Raw genomic sequence first — 25642 nt, 5'->3', positions numbered from 1 at the left:
ACGGGGGCACCGGTGGGGCACGGATCGGACACCGAAGAACTGGCGCGGCGCGCGGCGGCCGGCGACAGCACCGCGCTCGACCACCTGCTCCTGGCGATCGGCCCGAGGGTGCTCGAACAGTGCGGACGGTTTCTGCCGTGCCGGCAGGACGCGGAGGAGGCGGCGCAGGACGCACTGGTGCAGGTGGCGCGGCACATCGCCCGGTTCGAGGGCCGGTCCTTGTTCTCGACCTGGTTACACACCCTGGTCGCCAACTGCGCCCGGCAGACCTACCGCTCGCTGCGGCGCCGGTCGGTCGAGCAGTCGAGGGCGACGCTGCCGGTCGAGATCGCCGATCCCCGGACGACCAGCGTCATCGCCGGCTCCCGCCTGGACTTCCTGGACGCCCTGGAGAAACTGGAGGCCCACCGGCCGGAGTTGGTGCCCCCACTCGTGCTCCGTGACGTGTGTCAGCTCGACTACCAGGAGATCGCCGGGCAGCTGGGCATCCCGGTCGGCACGCTGAAGTCCCGGATCCATCATGCCCGCAGGCACGTGCGGGAGTCGTTGCAGGGCGGGGACGACGGTGCCGGGCTCGGGACCGCTGGCGGCGCCGACGCTGCCGGTCGCCGACCCCCGGGGTGACCCGCCGGTGACGGCGGGAGGCGTCGCTGAGCCGTGATCGGGATCGGCTCCGCTCGAGGGCACAATGTACGCCGTGCTCGCCGCCACCCGTGCCCTGCTGACGTCCCTCGATTCGCTGCCGTACCGCCGCCGGATGAACCGCCTCGCGGAATGGGCGCGGACCGCGCCCACCCGTGCCCAGGTCTGCGCCGACCTCCGCGAGCAGGGCCCCTACCAGCGACAGCTCGCGCTGGTCGCCGCGATGGTGGCCCGGGACGCCGACGGTATCGTCGCCGCGACGCGCGACCCGCAACCGTCGATCAGGGGCGCCGCGCTCACCGCGGCGCTGCGCACCGGCACCGCGGTCGGCGATCTGACCGACCGGCCGGCGGTGGAGCGGCGGCGGGTCTACCGGGCCCTGCGCCGTCGGTATGCGCCGGCTGTCGCCGACGCGTTGGTCACCGAGGTACGCACCCAGTTCGGCGACGAGGAGGCCGCCGCGCTGCTGCCGGCCTGCGGCGCGGACACCGTACGGGCGTTGCTGCCCTACCTGGAGCACGCGCTCGACCTTGAGCGGCTGGTCCGGCGACACGCCGACCCGTTGCTGGACCGGATCCGCGAGCGGCTGGCCGAGGCCCCGCCCGAGCTGCGCGGGCGGATCTGGGCTCGCGCCGCCGGTGCGGTGTTGCGGTGTGACCCGGCGCAGGCGCTCGACCTGCTCGACCGGTACGCCTCCGAGGAGTCGCTGCCCGGCCCGCTGGACGCGTACGGGCGGCTCGCGGCACATGACGCGAGCCGCGTCGTCCGGCTACTCACCACGCCGGGCCGCGCGGCCTGGCTGCACCGGAACACGCTGCCGCCGGCTCTGCTGCGTCGCCTCGCCGCCCTGCCCACCGACGAGCTGGCGCCGCTGGCCAGCCGGTTGCGTGAACAGGGCAGCGCGTTGGCGGCGCTGCTCGACGCCGTCGCGCCGAGCCGACGTGGGGAGCTGTACGACCGGGCCCTGACCGAGGTCGACACGGCAGCGCTGGTTCCGGCCGCCGAGGTCATGGAGGTGCTGCCGGCCGCGGTGCGGATCCGCGAGGCGACCCGGGTGCTGGACCTGCCGAGGATCCGCGAGCGGGAGGCCGAGGTGCGCCGCTGGAGTGCGTACCTGGCCTGGCCGGACGCGTGCGCGGCGCTGGACGCCGCGTTGCGCTCGGGTGACGCCGACGAGCGGGCGCACGGCTACGCGCTGCTGGTGGCGGCCGCCCGCCGCTCCCGCGACCCGCGGGCGGTGGCCGAGGTGATCGTGCGGCTCGGCCGGCTGCGCAACGAGCAGGACCCGGTACGCGCGGCCGCCCTCACCGCGCTGGCGGCGGCGGCACCGCTGCTCGCCGCGGACACGGCGGCCGGGCTCACCCAGCTGACCACCGACGCGGTCGACGCCCGTGACGCCTCCGCCGCGACCACGACAGCGCTGAGCACGCTCGCCGCCGACGTCCTGCGGCACCACGTGGCCGTACCGCGGCTGTGCGAGTGGGCGCTGCTGACGATCGACCTGGTGAGCACCGCAGCCAGCGTGCCGGTCCTGCGCCGCTTCGACACCGTCCTGCGCCGGGGGCAGGAGGCGATGGTCTTCGATCGGCTGCGCGGCTGGGTCGAGGCCGGGATCGCCCGCGGGCGGTACGGTCCGCTCTTCGCGCTCACCCACGCGCTCGGCAGGCGGGCCCGACGGCTGCCGCGGTTGCAGGACCTGTTGCGTCGGGCGATCGGGCCGGGCACGCTGCCGTCGGTGGCTCGGACGGCGATCGGGCTCTGGCTCGACGACCCGCGTACGCGCTCGGAGCGGGTCGCCGAGGTGCTCACGGTCGACCCGTCGGCGGTGACGATCCACGAGGTGTGGGCGACCGTCTGCGCGTCCCGCACCGACCTGCTCGACCAGGTGCTCGACAGCGGCCCGCGCGGCCGGTTCGTCGAGGCGGGGACGCGATGGGTGCCGGTCCGGGCGTCGCACCCCGAGCGCTGGCTGCCCCGCCAGCAGGCCCGCTTCGTGGAGCTACAGGAGCAGGTCGTCGCCGACACCGAGCAGGGGGTGTGGCGGCGAGTGGGGGCGATCCGGGCCGCCGCCGGCGTCCCCGGCGCGGGCCGCGACCTGGTGGTGCGCCACCTGGACGCCCCCGAGGTGCCGGTCGTCGAGGCGGCGCTGGGCGCGCTGGTCTGGACGGACCGACCGGACGCGGCGCTTCCGGTGCTGCTGCGGTACGCCAACGAGGACCGGGCGCGGGTCGCGCTGTACGCGGCCGGCCGGGCTGCCCGGCACGTCCCGCCGTCCCGGCTGGCCGCCCTGCTCGGCGAGGTGGTGACCGGTCCCGCGAAGATCACCAGCCGGAAGGAGGCGGTCCGGTTGCTGGCCCGCTACGGGCCGCCGCGAGTGATGGCGACGCTGCTCGACGCGTACCGCCACCCGGACACGCACCGCGACGTGCGGGCGGCCATCGTCTCGGCCGCCCGGCAGCGGCTCGGGACCGAGGCGAGCTGGACCATCGTGCGGACCGCTGTCGACGGCAGCCGGGAGGAGCGGCGTGCGGTTCTCGGCACGTACCCGTACACGATCCCGGAACGGCACCGCCCACGCTTCGGCGCGCTCATCGTCGCGGCGTGCCATGCCGCCGACCGGGAGATCCGGCGCGCCGCGTTCGCCCAGCTCGGGGAATGGTCGCCATGGCTGACCGGCATCACCGAACTGGTCGTGGACCGGCTCACCGACCTGGACGAGACGATGGTGCACATCGAGGTCGCCAACCTGCTGAAGGCCGGCGGCGACGGGGTGTTCGGTGACGCGCTGGCCCGGCTCGTGGACCGCGACACGGACGACGATCATCCCGGAGACCCGAGGGTCGACCGGCCCGCCCGACGCCGCATCGACCTCCTCGCCCGCGGCGCGGTCGTCCGGTCCCGGAGCCGGCCGGCCGGCACCGACCAGAGCGTGCTGATCGGATCGGCGCGGTGGCTCGCCGGCCACCCCGCGTACGCCGGCACGGCCACGGGGCTGCTGGTCGACCTCGGCCGGCTGGACAACCTGGACGAGGTCGCCGGGCTGTGCGCGGGCCGGCCCGTCCTGGCCCTCCGCACCGCCGAACGTGTCGGCGCCCGCCTGGGCGGCCTCCGCGAGTGGCCCGACCCGGCGCTCCTCGCCGGCACCGTCGCCCGACTGGCCGGACGCGGCGATCTCGCCGGCGGGCTGTTCGCGGTGGCGCTGGTCCGCCACGGGGCCAGCTTCGGTTGGCCGGCTCCGTGGCGGGACCTGCTGATCGGACTCCGCCGGCACCCGGACGCCGATGTCCGCGAGGAGGCGTACGCCGTCGAGATGAGCTGACGGCCCCTCGACGCGTTGCCCACGATCGCCGCCGCCGCCGTTCCGGCCGGCCGGCCGGCCGGCTACCATCCCCCGCGATGGCGGAGTTCGTACACATCACCGGGGCGGGGTCGGCGCGACGCATCCAGCGTTCGGGAGTCGCCGCTCGCAGCCACGGGCCCGCCGGTCGACGCGGCGTGTACTGCATGCCGGTACTGCCGTCGTTCACCCTCACCCACCAGTGGGTGCGTGAGCTGCGACGCTGGCATCCGGGCGTGCTGGTGGCGGTTCAGCTACGGCTGCCCGACGACGAGCCGGTGACCTTCGGCCACTACGGCGCCCCACCGCGCCCGGCCACCGCCGCGCAGGCCGTCGCCGCCGTACGCGCGCTCGACGATTCGCGCGGCTACGAGGTGTTCGTGCCTCGCGCGATTACCACCGCCGAGGTGCGGCGGATCCGGGACGTTCCGCAGGGGGTCGGTTGGCGGTACCTGCCGGCGGCCCACGGCCGTAGGCCCTGCCCGTGCCCGGCCTGTCTCCCCCGCGGCGGGTACGGGGTGGCCAGGTTGCGCCGCCGGTTCCCCGACGACGAGCCGCCCCGGCCGAAGAGCGAGCTGATGGCGCGGCTGCGGGCGGCGACCACCGCCGACGACATCATCGACGTGCTCGGCGAGCTGGGCCGGGGCCGACGCGGCGGCGCCGAGGAGCTGGCGTACCTGGCCGATCATCCCGACCCCGACGTCCGCGACATCCTGGAGAGCGTCCTGCGTGCCTATCGGGGCCGCGGAGCGCGGCGACTACGCGAGCGGCTTCAGCACGCGTCGGATCCGGACAACCGCTGACCCGACGCCGCCGATCACCCAGCCCCGGGCGACCACGCGACGTAGCGCCTCGCTGCGAGATCAGCGGTTGTCGCCGCTGCCGCCCAGCACGCCACGGTCCCGGCGGCTGGCCAGCTTGGCCAGGTTGGCCGTCGCGATGTCGTCCAGCGACAGGTCGAGGTAGTCGGCGAGCACCGCCAGGTACCAGAGCACGTCACCGAGTTCCTTGGCGATGTCGGCCCGGTCGATCAGCGACTCGTCGCTGTCGAGGTCGCGGACCCACTTCTTGAACTTCTCGGCGATCTCGCCCGACTCGCCGACCAGCCCGAGCACCAGGTGGAGCAGCTCGTTCCGCCTGTCCCGTGGAGCGGCGGTACGCAGGGCGCCACGTTGGTACTCGTCCAGGTCCATGGCGGACCAGTATGGTCGAACCCCCACCCACCGGCCGCCACGACCCGAGGCGGGAATCCGGTCCATCCCGTTCGTACGCCGGTGCGCCACCTCCCGGAGGACGACCGGGCCGAGAGCGGTGACCGAGGTGAGAAACGGCCCGCCGGAGACATCTCCTGGTGACGTCGACACCGCTCAGGCGCGGGCCGGGATCCGGGCCAGGGTGCGGATCGGGCGGGCGGCCAGCAGGGCGACGGCGGTGAGGAGGGCGACCACGACGCCCACCAGGAGCACCCCGTCGGTGCCGAACGCCGCCACGGCGGGGCCGGCCAGCGCGCTGCCGATCGGGTACATGCCGACGGAGCCGGCGACCTCGTAGGCGTGGACGCGGTTGAGCACCTCCCCCGGCACCTGGGTCTGCACACTGGTGGCCCACATGACGCCCCAGACGCCGATCCCGGCCCCGACCGCGACCTGGGCGGCGGCGAGCTGCCAGACCGGCCAGCCGAGCACGATGCCGAGCGGATAGAGCGGGTAGGTCAGTATGGCCACAGCTCCCGCGGCCAGCGGCCGTCCGGGCCGGTAGCGGATCGCCAGCAGACCACCGGCCACCGTGCCCGCGCCCAACGCGCAGTTGAGCAGACCGAAGGCGGTCGCGCCGTGCTCGGGCACGATGACCCCGGCGGCCACCGACAGCTGCGGCCCCCAGGAGAGCACCGCGAAGAACATCCAGATCACGATCACGCCCCAGAGCCAGCTCCGGGCGCGGAACTCCCGCCAGCCGACCGCCAGGTTGCGCCACAGGCTCCCGCCGGCCGGCGGGGCGGGCACCGACCCGAGCCGGAGGGCCGACAGGCAGACCGCGCTGGTCGCGTATGCGACGGCGGACATCACCATCACCGAGCCGGTGGCCCCGAGCCCGACCAGGGCGCCGGCCAGCGCCGGGCCACCCAGCCCGGTGAGTGCCTCGGAGGTACGCAGCACCCCGTTGGCACCCTGCACGTCCCGGGCCACCAGCGGGACGGTCGAGGAGGTGCCCGGCTGGAACATCGCGTTGGCGGCGCCGGCCACGGTCAGCAGCGCGTACAGCTGCCAGAGGTGGTCGATGCCGTGGATGAACAGGAGGGCGAGCAGCACATGGGCGGCGAGGTTGACCAGATCGGCGACGATCATCATCCGACGGGCGGTGAACCGGTCGGCGAACACTCCGCCGAACAGCACCAACCCGGCGAACGGGCCCACCAGGAAGGCCATCGCGTAGCCGGCGGTGTCCAGGCCGTACCCGCCGGTGAGTAGACCGGCCGAGACCGCGACCGGCAGCATGGCCCAGCTGAGCAGGCCCGCGCTGCGGGCGGCGAAGTAGTACCGGAAGTTGCGGGACCAGATCGCCGCGTCCCCGGTCGGCGGCGCGTCGGCGGAGCGATCCCGGGTCGGCGGCAGCGGCGCCGCGGCAGCACGGTCGGTCAGGCGCTCCTCAGTGGCCGACCCGACCGGGCCGAGAGACCGGGACGGCGACGACGGGTGGGATCTCTGGGGCGGGCACAGCGCGAAGGCTTCCTCGTGGCTCACGCCTCAGAACACTAGGTGCACGTGCATCTAATGCGCAAGAACAAAATGAGAATGCATTTCATGCGTATAAACTTAATGTCCGGGAATCTAGTGCAATCGCATGTGCTAGCCTCACGGTCATGGAGACCACCGGCGCCCGGGGCCCCCAGTCCCTCGTCGACCAGTGGCGGGAGCTCACGGCTCGCCGAGTCCGCATCTGGAACGCCCTGGAGCAGGCCCTCGAAGAGCAGCACGGCCTGAGCTGCCACGAGTTCGAGGTCCTGGACCAGCTGTCGGAGTGCACCGAGGAGATGAAGCCGCGGGTCCAGGACATCGCGGACGTCGTCCCGATCACCCAGAGCGCCCTCTCCCGCCTCATCGGCCGCCTGGAGAAGCAGGGCCTCATCGAGCGCAAGCTCTGCGAGGTCGACCGTCGGGGCATCAACGTCTACCTGACCGACGCCGGCCGCGCCCGGCACGCCGCGGCCCGCCCGACGTACTGCGAGGTGCTGGCCCAGCAGTTCGCCTCCTGCGCGGCCGCCGAGGCCGCCGGCCTCACGCTCGGTCTCGGCGAGCTCTTCGAGGCGCGGAAGAGCGCCGGCGACTAGTGCGATGACCGGGTGCGGCTGGGCCTGACCCCGGTGTCGTCGGCGGCGGGCCGGTGCGTGGGTGGCGTCCGGGCGATGCCGTGGTGATACTCAGCCTTCATGGAGAAGGCTCGATCTGCACCGCTCGGCCGCGACCTGGCGCACGCCCTGCGTACCGGCCCGTTCTCCGCCGCGCTGCACCTGGCCATCGAGGACCGGGGCATCCGGCCGGAGGAGATCCAGGAGCGGCTCTCGGCCGCGGGGGTGAGCGTCAGCCTCGCGACGCTGAGCTACTGGCGGCGGGGACGCAGCCGCCCCGAGCGGCCCGAGTCGATGAAGGCGGTGCGGCTGATGGAGCAGATCCTGTCGCTGCCCGCCGAATCGCTGATCGCCCAGCTGGGACCGCGGCGTCCACGCGGCCGTTGGCTCAACCAGCCGGCCGGCACCATCGCGATCGACCGGCTCTTCGAGAACGGCGCCAGCGTCTCGAAGATCATGAGCGAACTCGACCGGTGGATGTACCACGAGCTGACCCGGATCAGCCTCCACGACCTCTACCGCGTCGGGCCGAAGCGGCAGGAGCGGGGGCTGACCTGCCGGCAGGTGCTGCGGGCCAACGTCGACCGCGTCTCGCGTACCGTCGGGATCTTCCGCACCGACGACATCGGCGCGCCGGTCGGTGTGCATCCCCTTCGGAACTGCCGGGTGGGGCGGGTGCGCTCCGACCCGCAGACGGGTCTGCTGGCCGCGGAGATCATCTTCGACCGGATGCTGTCGCAGGGCGACACCGCCGTCATCGAGTACGAGTTCGAGAGCGGCTCGACGGTCGCCACTGACAACTACTACCACGGCTTCTCCGTGCCGGTCGGCGAGTACGTGTTGCAGGTGCAGTTCGACCGCGACGCGGTGCCGGCGCGCTGCTACCGCTTCGAGCGGCGCGGCCTCCACGCGCCCGCCCAGGGCGTACGGGAGGTGTGGATCGGCTCGACGCACGGCGCGCACGTGGTGGCGGCGGACGTCCCGCCCGGCATCGTCGGTATGCGCTGGGAATGGGAGTAGCCGGCCGGGCACCTCGCGCGGTGCCCGACCGGCCGCCGTGCGCTCCTGGTCAGGAGGCGTTGATGGTCACGTCGTCGATGACGAAGCTGGTCTGCAACGACCAGTCCTCGACGCCGTTGAACCGCAGGGTCACCGTCTGCCCGCGGAACTGGCTGACGTCGACGACCCTCTCGACGTAGGCGGAGTTGGCGTCGAGGTTGGTCGCGGTGGCGACGGTCGTGCTGCCCATGGTGACCGTCAGCCGGTCCCAGACCTGGCCGTCGTTCTCGGCGGTCGTGATCCGTACCCAGTAGCGCAGCACGGCGCTGGTGCACGCGGCCGGGATCGTGACCGACTGGGACAGGTAGTCGGTGTGCGCCTGGCCCTGGCCGCCGAGCCAGGCGCTGCGGGTGCCGGTGTGGCCCGGGTACCCGTAGCCGGACCAGGCGCCGATCACGCCGGAGTTGGCGGACCACGCCGTGCTGCCGTTCTCCAGGCTGGAGTTGGCCACCACCTGCACCGGGGTGCAGTCGCCGCCACCGGAGGTCACGGTCCAGGTGAAGTCGGCCGTCGCGGTCCTCGACGCGGCGTCGGTCACGGTCACCGTCACGTTGGAGCTGCCGGCCGTGGTCGGGCTGCCGCTGATCACACCGGTGGACGAGCTGATCGACAGGCCCGCGGGCAGGCCGGAGGCGCTCCAGGTGTACGGCGTCGTGCCGCCGGAGGCCCGCATCTGGAGGTTCACCTGCTGCCCGACGGCGGTGCTCTGGTCACCCGGGTCGGTGACCGACGGGTCGTCCGGGTTGCTGCCGCCGTTCATGAACGCGGTGTACAGCAGCCGGTTCGGCGATCCGCTGCCCGGGCTGGTCACGGTGCCGGTGGTGGCGTTGTTCACCAGCGCGTCCCGGACCTGGGCGGGCGTCGCGCCGGGGTTGAGGCCCAGGTAGACGGCGGCGGCGCCGGCCGTGTGCGGAGAGGCCATCGAGGTGCCGGTCATCGTCGCCCGGCCGGTGTTGCTGGAGTGCGACGCCGACACGATGCTCGTACCGGGGGCGAAGATGTCCAGGCAGGAGCCGTAGTTGCTGCTGCTGTTGCGGGCGTCGGAGTTGGTGGTGTTGCCGACGGTGACCGCCGCCGCGACGGCCTGCGGGCTGTAGTAGCAGGCGTTGTCGGAGGAGTTGCCCGCCGCCTGGACGAACTGCACCCCGGACGCGATCAGGCTGGACACCGCGCTGTCCATGGCCTGGCTGGTGCACCGGCTCTGGCAGCCGATGCTGTAGTTGACCACGGCCGGCTTCTGGGCGTTGGCACGCACCCAGTCGATACCGGCGATCAGGTCGTCGTTGGTGCCGCTGCCCTGGCAGTTCAGCACCCGCACCGCCACCACGCTGGCCTTCTTGGCCACGCCGTAGCTGGTGCCCACCGCGGTGCCGGCCACGTGCGTGCCGTGCCCGTGGCAGTCGGTGGGGGTGCTGTCGTTGTCGACCATGTCGGTGCCCTGCCGGACCCGGCCGGTGAAGTCGACGTGGTTGGCGTTGATGCCGGTGTCCAGCACGTAGACCGTCGCGCCCTGACCGGGGTTGGCCGGGTAGGTGTACGCCTGGTTCAGCGGCAGGTTCCGCTGGTCGATGCGGTCGTCACCCCAGTTCGGCGGGTTGTTCTGGGTGTCCGCCACGCCGATGCGCTGCACCGCCTCGACGGCGGCGACGGCCGGGTCGGCGGCCAGCCGCCGGGCCTGCTGGCCGGACATCGTGGCGGCGAAGCCGCGCAGGCCGGCGGTGTACAGGTGCCGGGTCTGCCCGCCGTAGCGGTTGCTGAGGTCCCGCGCCTTGCTGCCGACAGCGGTCGCGGTGAGGGCGTCGTCGTTGAGGACGACGATGTAGCGGCCCGGGACCGCGTTGGGGCTGTCGGCGTACCGGACGGGCGCTTCGGGGCCGGTGGGGGCGGCGCTCGCCTGGCCTCCGGTGCCCAGGACCATGGCGATCGCGACGACGACCGCGGTGCCGAGGACTCTCTGCCGCATAGGTTCTCTCTCCTCCCAGAGATCCCTGCTGCACGGCCAGGTCCCGATGGCGCCGGCCGCTCAGGGGTGCCGCCGAACCTAGGAGCAGTCGGGAACGCCATGGCAGAGCGGTTAACAGCTCGCGACGATTCGTCACGTCAAAACTGTTTATGAACCACGACAGTCCGCACCGGACGAATCGCACGGCCCCCGGGCCGGGCCGGGCGCCGTGGTACCGGGCGGGGCGGCGGGCCCCACGCCGTCCGGTGCGGCGCTACCACCCACCCACCCGGGCCGGGGCGGGGTCGCGCGGCGGTTCCGCTTCCGTGCGCCGGCGCGTCTCCTCCCGGCGGCGCGCGGCCGCCGAGGCGAGTACGACCGGTGCGATCAGCATGGCGACGGCACCGACGAAGCCGACGGCGAACGACAGGTCGGTCGCCTCCGCGACACCCCCGATCATCGGTGGGCCGATGGGGAAGCCGGAGTACGCGATGGTGGTGACGAAGCCGATCTCCCGCTCACCGCCGGTGCCGTCGCTGCGCCGGCCGACCTCGCCGGCGAGGTCGAGCGCGACCGGGAAGGCGAACGCGACACCGCCACCGGCCAGCACGTGACCGGCGTACGTGAGCCAGGCGACCGGCACGATCGCCGAACCCTGGGTCGCGGTGGGCGCTCGGCGGCCGAACACCCCGGCCGCCTGCCGGCGGTGACCGTCTCGATCCGCCCGATGCGGATGACGTCAGCCACCCCGTCGAACATCCGCAGGCTGCGCACGGCACCTCCCCCGCGCGCAGCCTGCGGACCGGTCACGACTTCCGGGCCGGTACGTCGAGGGGTAGCCCGCCGGCCAGGACCGGTGGCACCATCCAGGCATGCCTATCTGTCAATTTGTTTCACGATTCGCCGCCCGATCGGCAGTGGTCTTCGTGACCGTCCTCGCCACCGCCGGCGTCCCCGCCCTGCTCCCCACCCCGGCCAGCGCCGCCGAGCCCGACCCGGTGCTGAACAAACCGGTGTTCAGCCGGCCGCTCGGCTCGGTCGCCGAGCAGAACGCGATCTTCATGCAGCTGGCCCGGATCATCGACCGGGTTCCGGCGGGCGAGGAGATCCAGATGTCGTGGTTCCACTTCTCGTTCTCGGACGTGACCGACTCGGCCAGCACCCCGGACATCCCCGGCCGCCTCATCCGGGCGCACCAACGGGGCGTACGGGTGAAGATCATTGTCGACCAGTCCTCGGCGACCGGGCGCCCGTTCCAGCGGCTGCAACCGGTCCTCGGCTCGACCGACACCGCCGGCTCCTACATCGTGCACTGCGCGGACCGGTTTCCCAGCCAGGACCGTGGCTGCATCGGCACCCGGGCGATCCAGTACACCGACTCGACGGTGACGGCGTACAACCACAACAAGTTCCTGACCGCCTCGAAGGTCGTGCTGGACACCGGGGCCACCGTGCCCAACGTGGTCTTCCAGGGCTCGGCGAACCTGACCTGGTGGGACGCGAACGAGGCGTACAACAACGGGGTGACGTTCAGCGACGCCACCACCTACGCCGCCTACCGGACGTACTTCGCGGACCTGCGCTCCCACCGGTACAGCTCGACCGGCGACAACGACTACTACTGGGTGACGCCGACCGGCAGCACCTACAAGGCGCACTTCTTCCCCCGCCGGGAACGGTCCGGCCAGCCGGTCTCCGACCCCGCCACCGACACCGTGGTCAGCATCCTGAACGCGGTGACCTCGTGCAGCTACGACGACGCGGGCACCCGCCGGCAGACCGACATCCGGGTCAACATGTACTCGTTCACCCGACCCGAGGTGGCCAAGCGGCTCACCGCGCTGCGCAACGCCGGTTGCTGGGTCGACGTCGTCTACACCGAGGCGAACACCGCGGTGCTCAACGCGCTGGGCAGCACCATCCAGCTCACCAGGTGCAACTTCAACGTCGGCCCGGGGCTGGACATCCGGACCCACAACAAGTACATGCTGATCGACGGCGCGTACGACGACGACATCGTGCCGCGGGTCTTCACCGGCAGCCACAACTACGCCGTCTCGGCGCTGCGGCAGGCCGACGAGACCCTGCTGCGGATCATGGGACGCGCCATGCACGACGACTACCTGCGCGACTTCTGGCACGTCCGCGACACCTGCCGGGCGCGCGGCGGAGCCGTCCGCTGAGCGTCACGCCGCGAGGCAGGCAGGAGGGCGGGCGCCCGGGCAGCACCGCCACCGGCACCGTCCACTTGTCGCCGACCCGACGCGGAACGTCGGTGATGGTCCCCACGCGAACGCCGCAGCGGGCTGCCGGCGCACTCCGGCCCGGGACGTCGTCCCGGGCCGGAGCGGTGCCGCGGTGTTCGGTCTCGCTGATCAGACGAAGTTCACGTCGCTGCACCACATGTAGGCCTGGTCGAGGTGCGACGCCTGCCAGATGACGAAGACGATGTGGTGTCCGGTGTATCCGGAGGTCGAGACGTTGAACGAGATGTTCTGCGCGGGAGCGTACCGTCCCGTCTGCGTGATGAAGTCGAGGTTCCCCCAACCGAGGCGCTGGGTGGCCGGGTTGAACCCGTTCTTGCTGACGTAGACGCGGAAATAGTCAGCACCGTGACTGGCCTGGTCGTACAGCTGGATCGTGAAGTTGCGGCTGACGTTGGTCGTCTTCCACGGTCCGGGCTGGTTCAGGCTGTCGTTCCTGGACAGAGCGTTGCTGCACAGCTGTCCGTCGGGGGTACGGCCCTGGAAGTTCCCGCCGAGGCCGTCCCGCAGCGCGCTCATCCAGTTCCACATGGTGTCGGGGTTGGCCTGGAACGCCCGCCAGCACATCGGGTCCTGCTGCTGCATCGCCGGGTTCGTGTGGTTGTTTCCCCAGGTCTGCCAGCACTTGTAGGCACGAGATGCCGGGTTGATGATGGTGCCGTGGGCCTGGGCTGCCCCGGCCCAGGGCAGCATGCCGACCATCATGGCGAGCAGCAGGACAGCTGCTCGAAGGGGCCGGCGCGCGGCCGACCGGGATCGCCCGCCGGATTGATCGGGCCTGCGTGAACGCATGGTGCTCCTCCGTTCTTCGGCTGGATCCGTCATGGGAGCGCTTCCACCAACGAGCTTTACAGCTACCCGTCCGTATATCAACGCTTCTCGATGAATTTGCCGAAACCCGGCGATGACGGTCCCCCACCGGTGCCGGCGGATCGGCGGGCCGGAACCACGTCGAGGGTCGTCGATGTTGCCGGAGGGGGCCCCACCGTGCTGGAATGGCTCGCATCGCCGCAGCGCGGGGGCAACCGCGCTGAGAACGGCCAGCACGGGAGCATCGCAGTGCCGGCAGCGCGCCGCTCTGGCAGACGCTCGCGCGCCGCACCGCCGGGCCATCACCACGACGACGGGCGCACCTCCCGGGCAGGTGTCCCCCGCCGTACGTATCCCCCGGTCCGTGTCCCCGCGACGGCCGACGCGCTCGGCCTCGGACCCGCCGGGGTGTCCGATGCGGTCTGCCAACGCACCAGAACCGGCGACGAGGTGAGAAGCAGTCATGACTTCCCGGGAGAGTTTCGCGCGGTGGTACCGGAACCGCTTCGTGTGGGTGGGGTTGATCCTGGCGGTGACCGCCGGCGCGGTCGTGGTGACCGGATCGGCCGGCTCCGAGGCGGAGCCGCCGGATCTGCAGACGCAGATCATGACCCGGATGCGGACGACGCTCGAACAGGCCGACCCGGGCCAACACAACCACGCTGGACACAACGCCCAGCAGTCGGCCGGCGCGGAGCAGGCGAGGCCGACGGTGATCTGCGGGGTCCGCGTCTACGGCTACGAGCCGGCCGAGGTCACCGCGCTCGCCGACGTACGGACGGTCTACGGCTTCCACCTCTGCGGGGTCGCCGAGCAGAAGCGCCCCTGGGACTGGGCGGTCAAACTGGCCGGCCCGGTGATCATGGACATGTCCAAAGAGCCCCCGGGCATCCAGGTGGTCGAGGCGACCGCCGACGTCATGTTCGTCGACCGGCTGCGGGAGATGTTCCCGGAGCGGTACGCGGAGCTGGCGCTCAAGGAAGCGCTGGCCGAACCGGAGATGGCCGACCTGCGCCGCCGGTACGACGCCGCGGCCGGGCTCTGACCATGCCCGGTGGCCGCCCGGCGGTCGCCATGACGACCGCCGTCGCGGGTCTTCGGCGCGCGGCGACGAGGGTGGAATCCGACCTGTTCGTGGTGGTCGCGAAGGACAGCATCAGCTGCTGGCGGCGGCCCGCTGGCTCCGGGCGACGAGGCGCAGCGTCTGCGCCACCGCGATCGCCTCCAGCGCCGACAGATACGGCCGGATGATCTCGAAGGCGTACGAGTCGGGGCGCAGGGTGAACGTGCCGGTCGTCGGGAGGATCCGCCCGATGGTCGGGCCGTCCGGCCGCGCGAACTCGAACTGGCGGTCGGACCAGATGCTCAGCTGCCGGACCGTCAGCGGGCGGGTACCGCCGACGGTGACCTGGGCGCCGTTGAACGGCCGCCACATGCCCGGCGACAGGTCGAGCACCGGACGCAGGTCCGGCGTGGTGACCCGGAAGCGCCGCCGGAGGATGCCCTCGGCACGGCACTCCGCGACGACCGTCCCGGCCGGATCGGTGATCTCGAAGCGCTGGGTCCAGGTGTGCCACCGGATGCCGGCGACCGACCGCCCGTCCGGCAGCAGCACGGGGGTGCCGTCGCGGAGGAACTCCTTGTCGGGCAGGAAGAGCGTGCCGGTGAACGGGGCGAACAGCTCCATGCGCCCGACGGTACGCGGCACCGGCAACCGGCATCGCCGAGCGCCCCCGCGCGTTCTCGCAGCGCGCCTGGCGAATCTGGACGCGGGCGGAATCGAGCCCCACCTGCGGGTCCAGCCGCTCGGGTGGTTTTCGCTCAGGATCCCGGCTCGGGGCCCTACAACCGGTCGAGATCCAGCCGGGCCAGTTCGGTCCGGGACGAGATGCCCAGCTTCGGGAAAGCCTTGTACAGGTGCTGGCCGATGGTGCGCGGACTGAGCAGGAGATGTGCGGCGATGTCGCGGTTGGTGGCTCCCGTCGCGGCCAGCCGTACGACCTGCAGCTCCTGGGCGGTCAGCGCGGTGCCGGGGTCGACGCGGCGCCGGGTGAGCGTCGCCTCGCCGGCGGCGCGCAGTTCGGCGGCCGCCCGCTCGGCCCAGGGTCGGGCGCCCAGGCGGTCGAAGGCCTCGTGGGCTTCGCGCAGGTGCGGGCGGGCCTCCGCCTTACGGCGGCGACGGCGCAGCCACTCGCCGTAGGCCAGCCGCGTCCTGGCCTGCTCGTAGGGTTGCGGCATCAGTCGATGCAGTTCCAGTGCCCGGGTGAAGTGCTCCTCGGAGTCGTTCAGCAGGCCGTGGCAGCGCGCGAGCAGGGCGCGCGCCCATACCTCGCCCGACAGCGCCGTCCAGCGTTCGGCCAGCGCCATCGACTCCCGCACGCGTTCCGGCGTGCCGAGCCGTACCGCGGCCTCGACCTCGTCGACAACGATCCGGGTGCCGAAGTGCGATGAGCCGCCGGGGCGCGCCTGGAGGCGGTCGAGCGCGGCCTGATCGCGTCCCTGCGTGAGGTCGAGCATGGCCAGCGCCCATACCGGAAGCAGGCCCACGGCCGGGGCCCGGTGGCTGACCGCGAACTCGACTCCGGCCTCGGCCAGGGGGCGGCAGCGCTCCTCGTCTCCTTCCACGGCGGCGAGCCAGGCGAGCTGGCCGCGCAGGCCAGCGGCGGGGTGAGCCTGGCCGGTGTCCAACGCGATCTGCAACCCCTCCGCGGCGTTGTCCCGCGCGTCCCGGTGGTGCCCGGTCACGACCTGGGTGTACGCGAGATGGTTCAGGGCGAACGGGAGCAACCGGATGCGACCCTCGGCGCGACAACCGGCGGCCAGGGAGGTGCACAGCTCAACGGCCTGGTCGAGGCGGCCGGCGACGAAGGCCACGTTGGCGGCCACCAACTGCCCCGCGACGTGGGACGACGACGCCTGCTCGAGGAATTCGCTCAGCAGCGGGTACCCGGCCTCGAGATCGCCGCCGTAGGTGAGCCCGAGTCCGCGGGTGAGCCTGACGAGGCTGTCCTCCCGGGCCAGCGCGAGCCCGTCGAGCAGCCGCGACGCCTCCGCGGCCAGCGCGGGATCGGCGGCGGACCAGACGTTGTGGGAGGCGGCCATGAGCAGACGAGCGGCAGTCCGGGGATCGGCGTCGGAGATGTGAGCCGCCCCGTCGAGGAGGAAGCGAGCCGCTCGCCGCGGCGACCCCTCGTCGAACGCCACCGCCGCTCGAACCTCGCAGAGCCGGGCGAGGGTGACCGGGTCGTCGGTCAGGTGCGTGGCACGCTCGCTCAGGTCCGCCGCACGACCGGGCTGGCCCGCTTCCTTGGCCGCCACCGCCGCCGCGGCCAACCGCCGGGCCATGTGACTCCGCTCGGCGCTGAGCTGTGCGGAGCGCTCGTAGGCCGTCGCCATGGCCGCGTAGCCGAGGCGGGCACCCGACCGCTCGGCCGACTGTTCGAGGCTCTCGGCGACCTGTTCGTCCGGCCCGGTCGCCGCCAGGGCCAGGTGCCAGGCCCGCCGGTCGCCGCTCACGGCTTCGGCCAGTGCCTGGTGGATCGCGCGCCGCTGTGCGGAGGGCAGATTCTGGTAGGCGGCCGAACGCAGCAGCGGGTGGCGGAAGCGCACGACACCGCCGGTGACCCGGACGAGCCCGGCCAGCTCCGCCGGCTCCAGCGCTTCGGCGGGGATACCCAGCGCGCCGGACGCGGCCAGCACGATCCCCAGCGCGCCGGTGTCCTCGGCGGCCGCCACCGCGAGCATCCTCCTGGTGGGTTCGGCCAACCGCTGGATCTGGCCGGCGAAAGCACTCAGGAGCCGGCGGGTGAGCGGGAGGGGCCCGGCCATCTCGAGCTCTCCCCCGCGGGCGGCCTCGGACAGCTCGATGAGTGCCAGCGGGTTGCCGTCGGCCTCCTTGAGGACCTGTTCTCGCAGCTGGGCGGGAAGCCCGTCGCCGAGCAGGCGCTCGGCGTCGTCGCGCGCCAACCCGCCCAGGTGCAGCTCCGGCAGGCCGGCGGTGGGGAAGGCGTCCTGATCGTCACGCGCGGCGACCAGCAGGGCGACACCCTCGGACCGCAACCGCCGCGACGCGAACACCAGGGCGGAAGCCGATGCCTGGTCGAGCCATTGGGCGTCGTCGACGACAACCAGCAGCGGTCGTTCCTCGGCCAGCTCCGACAACAGGCTGAGCGTGGCCAGCCCGACGAGGAACCGGTCCGCCGTCGCCATCGGCGCCAGGCCGAACGCGCCGCGCAAGGCCGCGGCCTGTGGTGCGGGCAGGGCGTCGAGCCGATCGAGAGCGGGGCGCAACAGTAGGTGCAGGGCCGCGAAGGGCAGCTCGACCTCGGTCTCCACGCCGGCTCCGCGCAGCACGCTGGCCCCGTCGGCGGCGTGCACCGCGTGCTCCAGGAGCGCGGACTTCCCCACGCCGGGCTCGCCCTTGATCACCAGGACACCGCTGACGCCGGATCGCGCGCCGGCGAGGAGAGCCTCGACGGCTTCGATCTCCTCCGCCCGCCCCTGCAACATCATGTCCCTCATACCTACGACGAAATCGTGAGTCACCTTACTCATTCCTTCCGCCGCGGCCGGACCTAGCGTTCCGTGCAGTCGATCTGATCCAAGGAGTGAGACATGACCGCTCTGAACGGCAAGACCGCCCTGGTGACCGGTGCCTCGCGCGGCATCGGCAGGGCGGTCGCACTGCGGCTGGCCGTTGAGGGCGCCCTGGTCGCGGTGCACTACGGCAGCAACGACGAGGCGGCCAGGCGGACAGTGGGCGAGATCGAGCAAGCCGGCGGGCGGGCGTTCGCCATCCGCGCCGAGCTGGGCACGCCGGGTGACGTGGACACCCTCTTCGCGGGCCTGAAGTACGGCCTGGCGGGACGGCCGTTGGACGTCCTGGTCAACAATGCCGCCCTGGCCTCGGCCGGATCACTGGCGGAGACCACCACCGAGACGTTCGACCGGCTGTTCGCGGTCAACGTCAAGGCGCCGTTCTTCATCATCCAACGGGCTCTGCCGATGATGGCCGCCGGCGGGCGCATCATCAACCTCTCCTCGGCGGCGACCCGGGTCGCCCTGCCCGAGTTGGTTTACGCCATGACCAAGGGCGCGATCAATGCGCTGTGCCGCAGCCTGGCGCAGGAGGTCGGCACTCGCGGCATCACCGTCAACGCCGTGGCCCCCGCGGCGACCGTGACCGAGTCGTCAGGCTGGATGGTGGCCACGCCGGAGGTGGAGGCTCGGCTGGGCGCGGCCAACGCCCTCAACCGGGTCGGCCTGCCGGCGGACATCGCGGCGGTGGTCGCCTTCCTGGCTTCCGACGATGCCCGCTGGGTCACCGGCGACGTGTTGGACGCTACCGGCGGCTACTTCCTCGGCCCTCGGATCTGAGCCGCGGGCACACCGTGGCGACCCGGCTCACCGAGTCGATTGCCCCACAGACGGACTGACTCAGTACTCGCCGACCCGGTCGAGTCGTCCACCGCAATAGATCGATCGTGGTGGATGCTATTCGTCCTCGCGACATACCTAGAGGGACTACAGCACATGACAGAACCGATGGTCCGCCGCGGATTCGCGGCGGCTCACCGACGACTTCTGAACCCGGTTCGGCCGCGCTATCGAGGACGCCGTTGTCCTGCGGCGCCGTACGCCCGCCCACCGCCCACAACGTCCCGATCGGCCCCGGCGGTCGAGCCGATGTCGCCCCTCCCGCGGGGTCGGGTCCTGGCCGGTCCGGCCAGGACCACATCCCGCGCTTACCGAATTTCGGACCATATTCAAAGGAGCACGAAACGTGTCCGTCACGTTTTCCGATCAGGACAAGCTGACCATGCGGACCGCCGCGTACGGCGCCGTCACCCTGCTGGCCGCCGCCGGTGCGTCCGGCTCACCTCACAAGATCGCCACCGCCGGCTCCATCGCCCTGGCCTCCGCGACCGGCCCGATCGGGCACGTCCTCGCCGAGAAGCGCACCGGCGTCAACCTGAACGGAAAGACCGTCGCCGACCTCGCCGACCACGTGCTGCCGGCCCTGACGGCGGCCATGAGCCTGCTCAGAAAGCAGGCTCCGGCCGAGGCCGACAACTTCCACAACACCGTCCTCGTCGCCCTCGAAGCGGCCACCCGGACGCAGCCGGGCGGGCCCAGCCCCACCGTGGCCGAGATGACTCGCAAGATCATCGGAGCGCTCGGCGCCGCTTCGGCCACGCCCCGCGCGACCGTCGTCGACAACGGGGGGTCGGTGGCATGACAAGTTCAGTGATTGAGGTTTCCGGTTTGCGGAAGGCGTTCGGGGACAGGGTGGTGCTCGATGGCGTCGATTTGCGGGTCGAGGCGGGCACGATCTTCTCTCTGCTGGGTCCGAATGGGGCGGGTAAGACGACGACGGTGAATGTGTTGACGACGTTGGTGCGGGCTGACGGTGGGTCGGTGCGGGTGGCGGGTCACGATGTGGCGACCGAGGCGAGGGCGGTGCGGTCGGTGATCGGGGTGACTGGTCAGTTCGCGGCGGTGGACGAGTTGTTGACCGGGCGGGAGAACCTGCAGTTGATGGTGGACCTGGGTCGGGTGCCGGCCCGGGACGGTAAGCGGGTCGTGGCGGAGTTGTTGGAGCGGTTCGAGTTGACCGAGTCGGCGGGTAAGCCCGCGTCGACGTACTCCGGTGGTATGCGCCGCAAGCTCGACCTGGCGATGACGTTGGTCGGTGCTCCGCGGATCATTTTCCTGGACGAGCCGACGACCGGGCTGGACCCGCGTAGCCGCCGGACCATGTGGTCGATCATCCGGGATCTGGTGGCCGACGGGGTGAGCGTCTTCCTCACCACCCAGTACCTGGAGGAAGCCGACCAGTTGGCCCACCGGGTCGCGGTGCTCGACCAGGGGCGGCTGGTGGCCCAGGGCACGCCCGACGAGCTCAAGCGCCAGATCCCGGGAACGCACGTGCGGCTGCGGTTGGCCACCGCCGCGGACCTCGACGCGGCCGGCCGGATCTTCCCCGACGCCGCGCGGGACGAGGAGGCGTTGACCGTGCGGGTGCCCAGCGACGGCGGGACGGCGTCGCTGCGGGCGCTGCTGGACCGGCTCGACGAGTACCACCTGCGCGCGGAGGAGTTCTCCGTGCACACCCCCGACCTCGACGATGTTTTCCTCGCCCTCACGGGCCGCACCACGGAGGTGACCGCGAAATGAGCACGTCCCACGCGATGGTCATGCTGCGTCGCAACTTCACGCACATCACCCGGAATCCGACCTCGGTGTTCAACGCGGTCCTGATGCCGATCGTGATCATGCTGATGTTCGTGTACATGTTCGGCGACGCCTTCAGCGTCGGGGTCGACTACATCGACTACGCCACACCCGGGCTGATGCTGCTGGCCGTCTGCTACGGCCTCGGCGCCACCGCCACCGCGGTGAACTCCGACATGACCAAAGGCATCATCAACCGGTTCAAAGTCATGCACGTCTCCCGCGGCGCGGTGCTCACCGGCCACGTCGTCGCGACCGTGCTGACCAACCTGGTCGCCATCACCGCCCTGATCGCGGTGGCCTTCCTCCTCGGATTCAACCCGTCGGCGAGTCTGCTCGACTGGCTCGGCGTGCTCGGCATCATCGTGCTGCTCGGCTTCGCCGCCGCCTGGCTCACCGTCGCCCTCGGACTCGCCGCCAAATCCGTGGAAACCGCCGGCCTGGCCGCCGTGCCCCTGGTCATGCTGCCCTTCTTCAGCAGCGCCATCGTCCCCGCCGACAAGATGGGCCCCGGCCTGCGCGAATTCGCCGAGTACCAGCCCTTCACACCGATCATCGAAACCCTGCGCGGACTGCTCAACGGCGCACCCTCGGCCACCGACACCATCATCGCCGTCGCCTGGTGCATCGGCATCGCCCTCGTCGGATACCTGTGGGCCCGTGCCACGTTCAACAAGCGAGCGTGACCCCCACCAGCTGACCCCAACTCGCCTCCGTACCCACCCGAGCCGCCTCGGCGAACCCCACCTCGCCGAGGCGGCTCCACGCCACCCGCTCAACCCGGGCCGAGCCGGTCAGCCGGCCTCACGCCTGCTGGGCGACCGGCTCCGGCGGCTGCTCCGCGGTGGCCGGTGCCGCCCTGCGGAGCAGGGTGGCGGACAGGACGGCCGCCAGCAGGAGCAGCACGCTGCCGGCCACGGCGGCGGTGTGCAGACCACTGGTGAACGCGTCCTTCGCCGTGGTGAGGATCGCCTCGGCCAGGCCGTCGGGCAGGTGGGCCGCCGAGTCCACCGCCGCGCCGAGGGTGTCCCGAGCCGACGCGGCGACCTCCGGTGGCGTCTCCGGTGGAACGCTGAGGTGGTGCCGGTACACCACGTTCGCGATGCTGCCGAACACGGCCAGACCGAGGGCTCCGCCGAGTTCCTGAGCGGTCTCCGACACCGCCGAGGCGGCGCCGGCCTGCTCCGGCGGCGCGGCCCCGACGACGAGGTCGGTGCCGAGGACCAGCAGCGGTGAGGCGCCGAGGAAGAACACCGCGAGTCCCGCAGCCAGGGCGCCCGGCCCGGAGTCGGTGCCAGCGAGCGTGATCACCCACAAACCACCAGCCGAGATCACCAGGCCGGCCGCCGCGACGGTACCGGGGCCGAGGCGGCGGGCCAACGCCGGTGCCATCAGGAACCCGACGACGACCGCCACCGTCTGCGGCAGCATCCACAGCCCGGCGCGCAGCGGTGTCAGCCCGAGCACCAGTTGGAGGTACTGGGCGCTCAGCAGCCCCAGGCCCGGCCCGACCAGGATGACGAGCGCGAGGGTGCCCAACGACACACTGAACCGCCGGTCGGCGAAGAGGCGGAGGTCGAGCAGCGGTTCGGCCAGGGTTCGCTGCCGCCGTACGAACACCGCGATCAGGGCGAGACCGGCCAGCAGGGCCAGTGCCGGCCACCCGCTGACACCTTCGGCGGCCAGCTGCTTGAACCCGTAGACCAGGGCGAGGATGCCGGCGAGCGAGATGAGCACGCTGGTCGGGTCGATCCGTCCGGTGGCCTGGTCCCGGTGTTCCGGCAGCAGCCAGGGCCCGACGAGGAGCAGTACGGCCATCACCGGCACGGCCAGCAGGAACACCGACCCCCACCAGTAGTGCTCCAGCAACAGGCCGCCGATCAGCGGACCGGCCAGCATGCCGCCGGTGAAACCGGTCATCCAGACGCTGATCGCCACCGTGCGCTGGGCCGGGTCGTGGAACATGGTGCGGATCAGCGAGAGCGTCGACGGCATCAGCGTCGCGCCGGCGATGCCGAGCAGCGCTCGTGCCAGGATCAGCAGTTCCGCGGTGGGCGCGTAGGCGGCGAGGGTCGACGCGGCGCCGAAGGCCGCCGCCCCGACGAGCAGCAGCCGCTTGCGGCCGTAGCGGTCGCCGAGGGCTCCCATGGTGAGCAGGAAACCGGCGATCAGGAAGCCGTAGCTGTCGTTGATCCACAACAGCTCGGTACTGCTCGGTCGCAGGTCCGCGCTCAGCATCGGAACCGCCAGATGAAGTACTGACACGTCGACGGACAGGAGCAGCGTCGGCAGCACCAGGACAGCCAGGCCGATCCACTCCCTCAGCCCGGCTCGGTTGGCGGAGTTCTCGGTCATCATGCTTCGCAAGCTAGAACCTGAAGCGAGGTTGAGCTCAAGGGTCAGTCGCGCGCGTCACCACTGCGCCGACCAGGGTCCGGCCGCAGTGGACGGAAGAAGGTCCGGATGTCGGTGACGAGAACGTCCGGGACCTCTAGCGCGGCGAAGTGGCCCCCGCGGTCGTACTCCGCCCAGTGCACGAGGTGGTGTTCCCGCTCGGCGAGCCGGCGGAGCACCGGGTCGGTCGGGAAGACAGCGATCCCGGTCGGCACCCCGGAGGAGACCGCCGGCCGGGGCGGCTGGGCGCGTACCTCGTAGTAGAGCTGGGCCGAGCTCGCCGCGGTGCCGGTCAGCCAGTAGAGCGGCACGTCGGTGAGCAGGACGTCCCGGTCGATCGCCTCGTCCGGCACCGCGTGTGCCGGGTCGGTCCAGTCCCGCACCTTGTCCAGGATCCAGGCGAGCTGGCCGACCGGTGAGTCGGTCAGCGCGTACCCCAGCGTCTGTGGCCGGGTGGCCTGGATGTCGGCGTAGCCGCCGGCGTGCTGCCGAAGCTGTTCGGCGGCGGCCAGCCGGGCCTGTTCCGCCGCGGTCAGCGTCACCGTGGCGAGCTGGTCGGGGCGGGGTATCTCCAGCCCGCCGTGGATGTGCACCCCGACGACCCGGTCCGGAGCGTGCTGGCCGAGCCGGGGCGAGACGAGGAATCCGGTGTCGCTGCCCTGTGCGCCGTAGCGCTCGTAGCCGAGCCGGTCCATCAGGGTGATCCAGGCCCGGGCGATACGGTCGTGGTTCCAGCCCGGCCCGGACAGCGGGGTGGAGAAACCGAAGCCGGGCAGCGAGGGCGCCACCACGTGGAACGCGTCCGCCGGGTCCCCGCCGTGCCGGGCCGGATCGGTCAGCGGACCGATGACGCGGAGGAACTCGACGACCGAACCGGGCCAGCCGTGGGTGAGGATCAGCGGTAGCGCGTCGGGCTCGGGCGACCGGACGTGCGCGAAGTGCAGCAGCTGACCCTCGATCTCGGTGGTGTACTGCGGGAACTCGTTGAGCTTCGCCTCCCAGACCCGCCAGTCGTACGCGCGCAGCCAGTGCGCCACCAGGTCCCGCAGATAGCCGAGCGGCACACCGCGGCTCCAACCGACGCCGGGCAGCTCGGCCGGCCATCGGGTACGGCGCAGCCGGTCGACCAGGTCGTCGAGCGCGGCCTGCGGGATGTCGATCCGGAACTCCCGGACGGCGGTCATGTCACTCCCCCCGGTTTCGTTGCCACCTCGTGCCGATCGATGCACGGTCACCGACGGATCACGAGGCGGCGAGCCCTCCGACGGGCATCCGTCGCGTGACGGCCCGGCCACATCGCCAACGGAGCCGGTTCCGTCACGCCGCCCCGATTTCGGAAGCTCAAATCTAGCTCAAGAAGATCCCAAGGCCGTTGTACGTATTTAAATACGCCTCCTATTCTTCAGCGACTTGACCGCTGGGGAGCGGTTCAGCCGGAGCGGTGGATGACATTGTCGAAAGCTGGCCCATTCGTGCCGCAGCCGCGCTGGCCGTTCCTGCCGTCGTGCAGGGGACAAGCACTCCAGCATTCGCCGGTGACACATGGTGTCCCTGGTGAACAGCTCGGCCGGCACTGACATGTCCCGCTGCGCGCCCTCCGGATGGCCCGGGAAGACCTTCACCGAATAAGCGCCGGCCGTCGTCCCACAGTGCCCGGCGTCCGCCCGGCGGCACGCCCGCCGGTCGGCCATCGGCACCGAAGCCCCGGATCCGCCAGCGCCCTGGCGGCCCGGGGCCTCGTCGCTGGTCGCGCCGAGCGGAAAGCGACCGGATCCAAGCTGCCGGCCGAGACGGTGCGCCAGTGGGCCGCCAGGCCGGCATCGATGCCGGCCGGCGCGCCGGCCCAGCTGAGCGCCGAGTCGGCGGCGAGCGGCGGCGGAGTCGCGCGCACGTGCCCGCCCAGCACAACCGCGTTCCTCCTGCGGAACCCGCCGATCCTGCGGGTGCGGCTGACTCGACCGTTGCTCAAGATTTCTTCAAGGTTGGTCGACGTCGATGATCGGCGGCATCCGTCGATGGAAGGATCTGCGCCGTCGTTGCGCCACGTGCGGCAGGAGGACATGTCGATGCTTCGTTCCATGCTGGTCCTGATGAGACTCTTCCGGCCCCGGCTCGCCGTCGACCGAGGGATCCGGGGCGGGCTTGCCGCCCTGGCGATGACGGCCGTCGCCGTGTTCGCCGCCCCCACCCCGAGCATGGCCAGTGGTGACCTCTACTTCGTCGGCTGCGAAGGCTCGTACGCGTCGTGTCAGACCGGCGTCAGGGTCTCGCTTGCGGAGGGCGTGTGCACCGGCGCATCGGCGTCCTACGGCGCCACGATCGTCTGCGTCGACTACAACGGCGATTACGTGTACGTGAAGGACAACGACGCCGACGGCCGGTCGGCGGTGGCGCGCATCGACAGCGAACGGGGGGTGGCGTACCGGTACTGCCGCAACACGCATGGGGCCGGCTCCTGGGCCAGGTGCAACTTCGACTGGAGCGAGGCCGGTGAGAAGAAGGTGAATGCCGGCATTCTGCAGAACTACGCCACCATGCCGCTCGACTACCTGTGGCGGTTCTCCAACAACTAGCGGAGTCCGAGATCGCACCTCAGCCGGGGGTGGTGTTGGGGA

At 71.8% G+C, this 25642-nt stretch carries 21 protein-coding genes; 12 read left to right on the top strand and 9 right to left on the bottom strand.

What is annotated here, in order from left to right; translation table 11 throughout:
• The first annotated feature begins 12 nt into the window (after positions 1-12).
• From SM577_RS17720 to SM577_RS17710, 3 genes are all read left to right on the top strand, one after another.
• Positions 13-624 carry an RNA polymerase sigma factor gene (locus SM577_RS17720; RefSeq protein WP_302920167.1) on the top strand — a complete coding sequence of 204 codons (612 nt, stop codon included), beginning with the start codon at positions 13-15 and terminating at the stop codon, positions 622-624.
• Positions 625-688: 64 nt separating this feature from the next.
• Positions 689-3961: a hypothetical protein gene (locus SM577_RS17715; protein WP_474587421.1), complete on the top strand. Its 3273-nt coding sequence runs from the start codon at positions 689-691 to the stop codon at positions 3959-3961.
• A 185-nt stretch (positions 3962-4146) separates the two neighbouring features.
• A complete protein-coding gene (locus SM577_RS17710; RefSeq protein ID WP_474587420.1) occupies positions 4147-4782 on the top strand; it encodes a HEAT repeat domain-containing protein in 636 nt (211 codons plus the stop codon).
• Positions 4783-4842: 60 nt separating this feature from the next.
• Here the strand turns inward: SM577_RS17710 and SM577_RS17705 are convergent, their stop codons facing one another.
• Both SM577_RS17705 and SM577_RS17700 read right to left on the bottom strand, forming a co-directional pair.
• Positions 4843-5172, bottom strand: a complete 330-nt coding sequence (locus tag SM577_RS17705; RefSeq protein WP_474581289.1) for a nucleoside triphosphate pyrophosphohydrolase family protein — start codon at positions 5170-5172, stop codon at positions 4843-4845.
• A 174-nt stretch (positions 5173-5346) separates the two neighbouring features.
• A complete protein-coding gene (locus SM577_RS17700; RefSeq protein WP_474587419.1) occupies positions 5347-6720 on the bottom strand; it encodes an MFS transporter in 1374 nt (457 codons plus the stop codon).
• Positions 6721-6839: 119 nt separating this feature from the next.
• On the opposite strand from SM577_RS17700, the gene SM577_RS17695 reads away from it, so the two are divergent.
• Both SM577_RS17695 and SM577_RS17690 read left to right on the top strand, forming a co-directional pair.
• The gene (locus tag SM577_RS17695; RefSeq protein ID WP_474581287.1) at positions 6840-7307 is read left to right on the top strand and encodes a MarR family winged helix-turn-helix transcriptional regulator; all 468 of its coding nucleotides are present in this window, start codon (positions 6840-6842) and stop codon (positions 7305-7307) included.
• A 99-nt stretch (positions 7308-7406) separates the two neighbouring features.
• On the top strand, positions 7407-8345 hold the full coding sequence (locus SM577_RS17690; protein ID WP_302920172.1) for a hypothetical protein: 939 nt from the start codon (positions 7407-7409) through the stop codon (positions 8343-8345).
• A 49-nt stretch (positions 8346-8394) separates the two neighbouring features.
• Here SM577_RS17690 and SM577_RS17685 read toward each other — a convergent pair whose 3' ends face one another.
• Entirely contained in the window at positions 8395-10347 is a 1953-nt protein-coding gene (locus tag SM577_RS17685; RefSeq protein ID WP_474587418.1) for a S8 family serine peptidase, read from the bottom strand.
• Between the two features lie 253 nt (positions 10348-10600).
• Complete coding sequence (locus SM577_RS17680) at positions 10601-11014, bottom strand: hypothetical protein (RefSeq protein ID WP_474587417.1); 414 nt, start codon at positions 11012-11014, stop codon at positions 10601-10603.
• 238 nt (positions 11015-11252) lie between these two features.
• Between SM577_RS17680 and SM577_RS17675 the strand changes: the two genes are divergently transcribed.
• Positions 11253-12509 carry a phospholipase D-like domain-containing protein gene (locus SM577_RS17675; protein ID WP_474587416.1) on the top strand — a complete coding sequence of 419 codons (1257 nt, stop codon included), beginning with the start codon at positions 11253-11255 and terminating at the stop codon, positions 12507-12509.
• Positions 12510-12701: 192 nt separating this feature from the next.
• Here SM577_RS17675 and SM577_RS17670 read toward each other — a convergent pair whose 3' ends face one another.
• Complete coding sequence (locus tag SM577_RS17670; RefSeq protein WP_474587415.1) at positions 12702-13382, bottom strand: lytic polysaccharide monooxygenase auxiliary activity family 9 protein; 681 nt, start codon at positions 13380-13382, stop codon at positions 12702-12704.
• 481 nt (positions 13383-13863) lie between these two features.
• Here SM577_RS17670 and SM577_RS17665 point away from each other — a divergent pair, with 481 nt between their 5' ends.
• Entirely contained in the window at positions 13864-14445 is a 582-nt protein-coding gene (locus SM577_RS17665; protein ID WP_302920177.1) for a hypothetical protein, read from the top strand.
• A 111-nt stretch (positions 14446-14556) separates the two neighbouring features.
• Here the strand turns inward: SM577_RS17665 and SM577_RS17660 are convergent, their stop codons facing one another.
• Both SM577_RS17660 and SM577_RS17655 read right to left on the bottom strand, forming a co-directional pair.
• On the bottom strand, positions 14557-15087 hold the full coding sequence (locus tag SM577_RS17660) for a hypothetical protein (RefSeq protein WP_474587414.1): 531 nt from the start codon (positions 15085-15087) through the stop codon (positions 14557-14559).
• Between the two features lie 155 nt (positions 15088-15242).
• Entirely contained in the window at positions 15243-17945 is a 2703-nt protein-coding gene (locus tag SM577_RS17655) for an AAA family ATPase (RefSeq protein WP_474587413.1), read from the bottom strand.
• Positions 17946-18014: 69 nt separating this feature from the next.
• On the opposite strand from SM577_RS17655, the gene SM577_RS17650 reads away from it, so the two are divergent.
• The 4 genes from SM577_RS17650 to SM577_RS17635 all read left to right on the top strand — a co-directional run bounded on the left by SM577_RS17650 (position 18015) and on the right by SM577_RS17635 (position 21319).
• Entirely contained in the window at positions 18015-18776 is a 762-nt protein-coding gene (locus tag SM577_RS17650) for an SDR family oxidoreductase (RefSeq protein WP_302920180.1), read from the top strand.
• 406 nt (positions 18777-19182) lie between these two features.
• A complete protein-coding gene (locus tag SM577_RS17645) occupies positions 19183-19638 on the top strand; it encodes a hypothetical protein (RefSeq protein ID WP_302920181.1) in 456 nt (151 codons plus the stop codon).
• Positions 19635-20576, top strand: a complete 942-nt coding sequence (locus tag SM577_RS17640) for an ATP-binding cassette domain-containing protein (protein ID WP_474587412.1) — start codon at positions 19635-19637, stop codon at positions 20574-20576. The genes SM577_RS17645 and SM577_RS17640 overlap by 4 nt, the downstream gene beginning before the upstream one ends.
• Entirely contained in the window at positions 20573-21319 is a 747-nt protein-coding gene (locus SM577_RS17635) for an ABC transporter permease (protein WP_474587411.1), read from the top strand. The genes SM577_RS17640 and SM577_RS17635 overlap by 4 nt, the downstream gene beginning before the upstream one ends.
• Positions 21320-21437: 118 nt before the next feature.
• On the opposite strand, the gene SM577_RS17630 is transcribed toward SM577_RS17635, so the two are convergent.
• Both SM577_RS17630 and SM577_RS17625 read right to left on the bottom strand, forming a co-directional pair.
• A complete protein-coding gene (locus SM577_RS17630; RefSeq protein ID WP_474587410.1) occupies positions 21438-22991 on the bottom strand; it encodes an MFS transporter in 1554 nt (517 codons plus the stop codon).
• 41 nt (positions 22992-23032) lie between these two features.
• Entirely contained in the window at positions 23033-24211 is a 1179-nt protein-coding gene (locus tag SM577_RS17625) for an epoxide hydrolase family protein (protein ID WP_474587409.1), read from the bottom strand.
• A gap of 465 nt (positions 24212-24676) precedes the next feature.
• Between SM577_RS17625 and SM577_RS17620 the strand changes: the two genes are divergently transcribed.
• On the top strand, positions 24677-25600 hold the full coding sequence (locus SM577_RS17620; protein ID WP_474587408.1) for a hypothetical protein: 924 nt from the start codon (positions 24677-24679) through the stop codon (positions 25598-25600).
• Positions 25601-25642: the final 42 nt, after the last annotated feature.

The sequence above is a fragment of the Micromonospora desertarenae genome (genome assembly GCF_056150265.1).
Note: the sequence above shows the minus strand (reverse complement) of the source record. Positions and strands in the feature narration are given on the sequence as shown.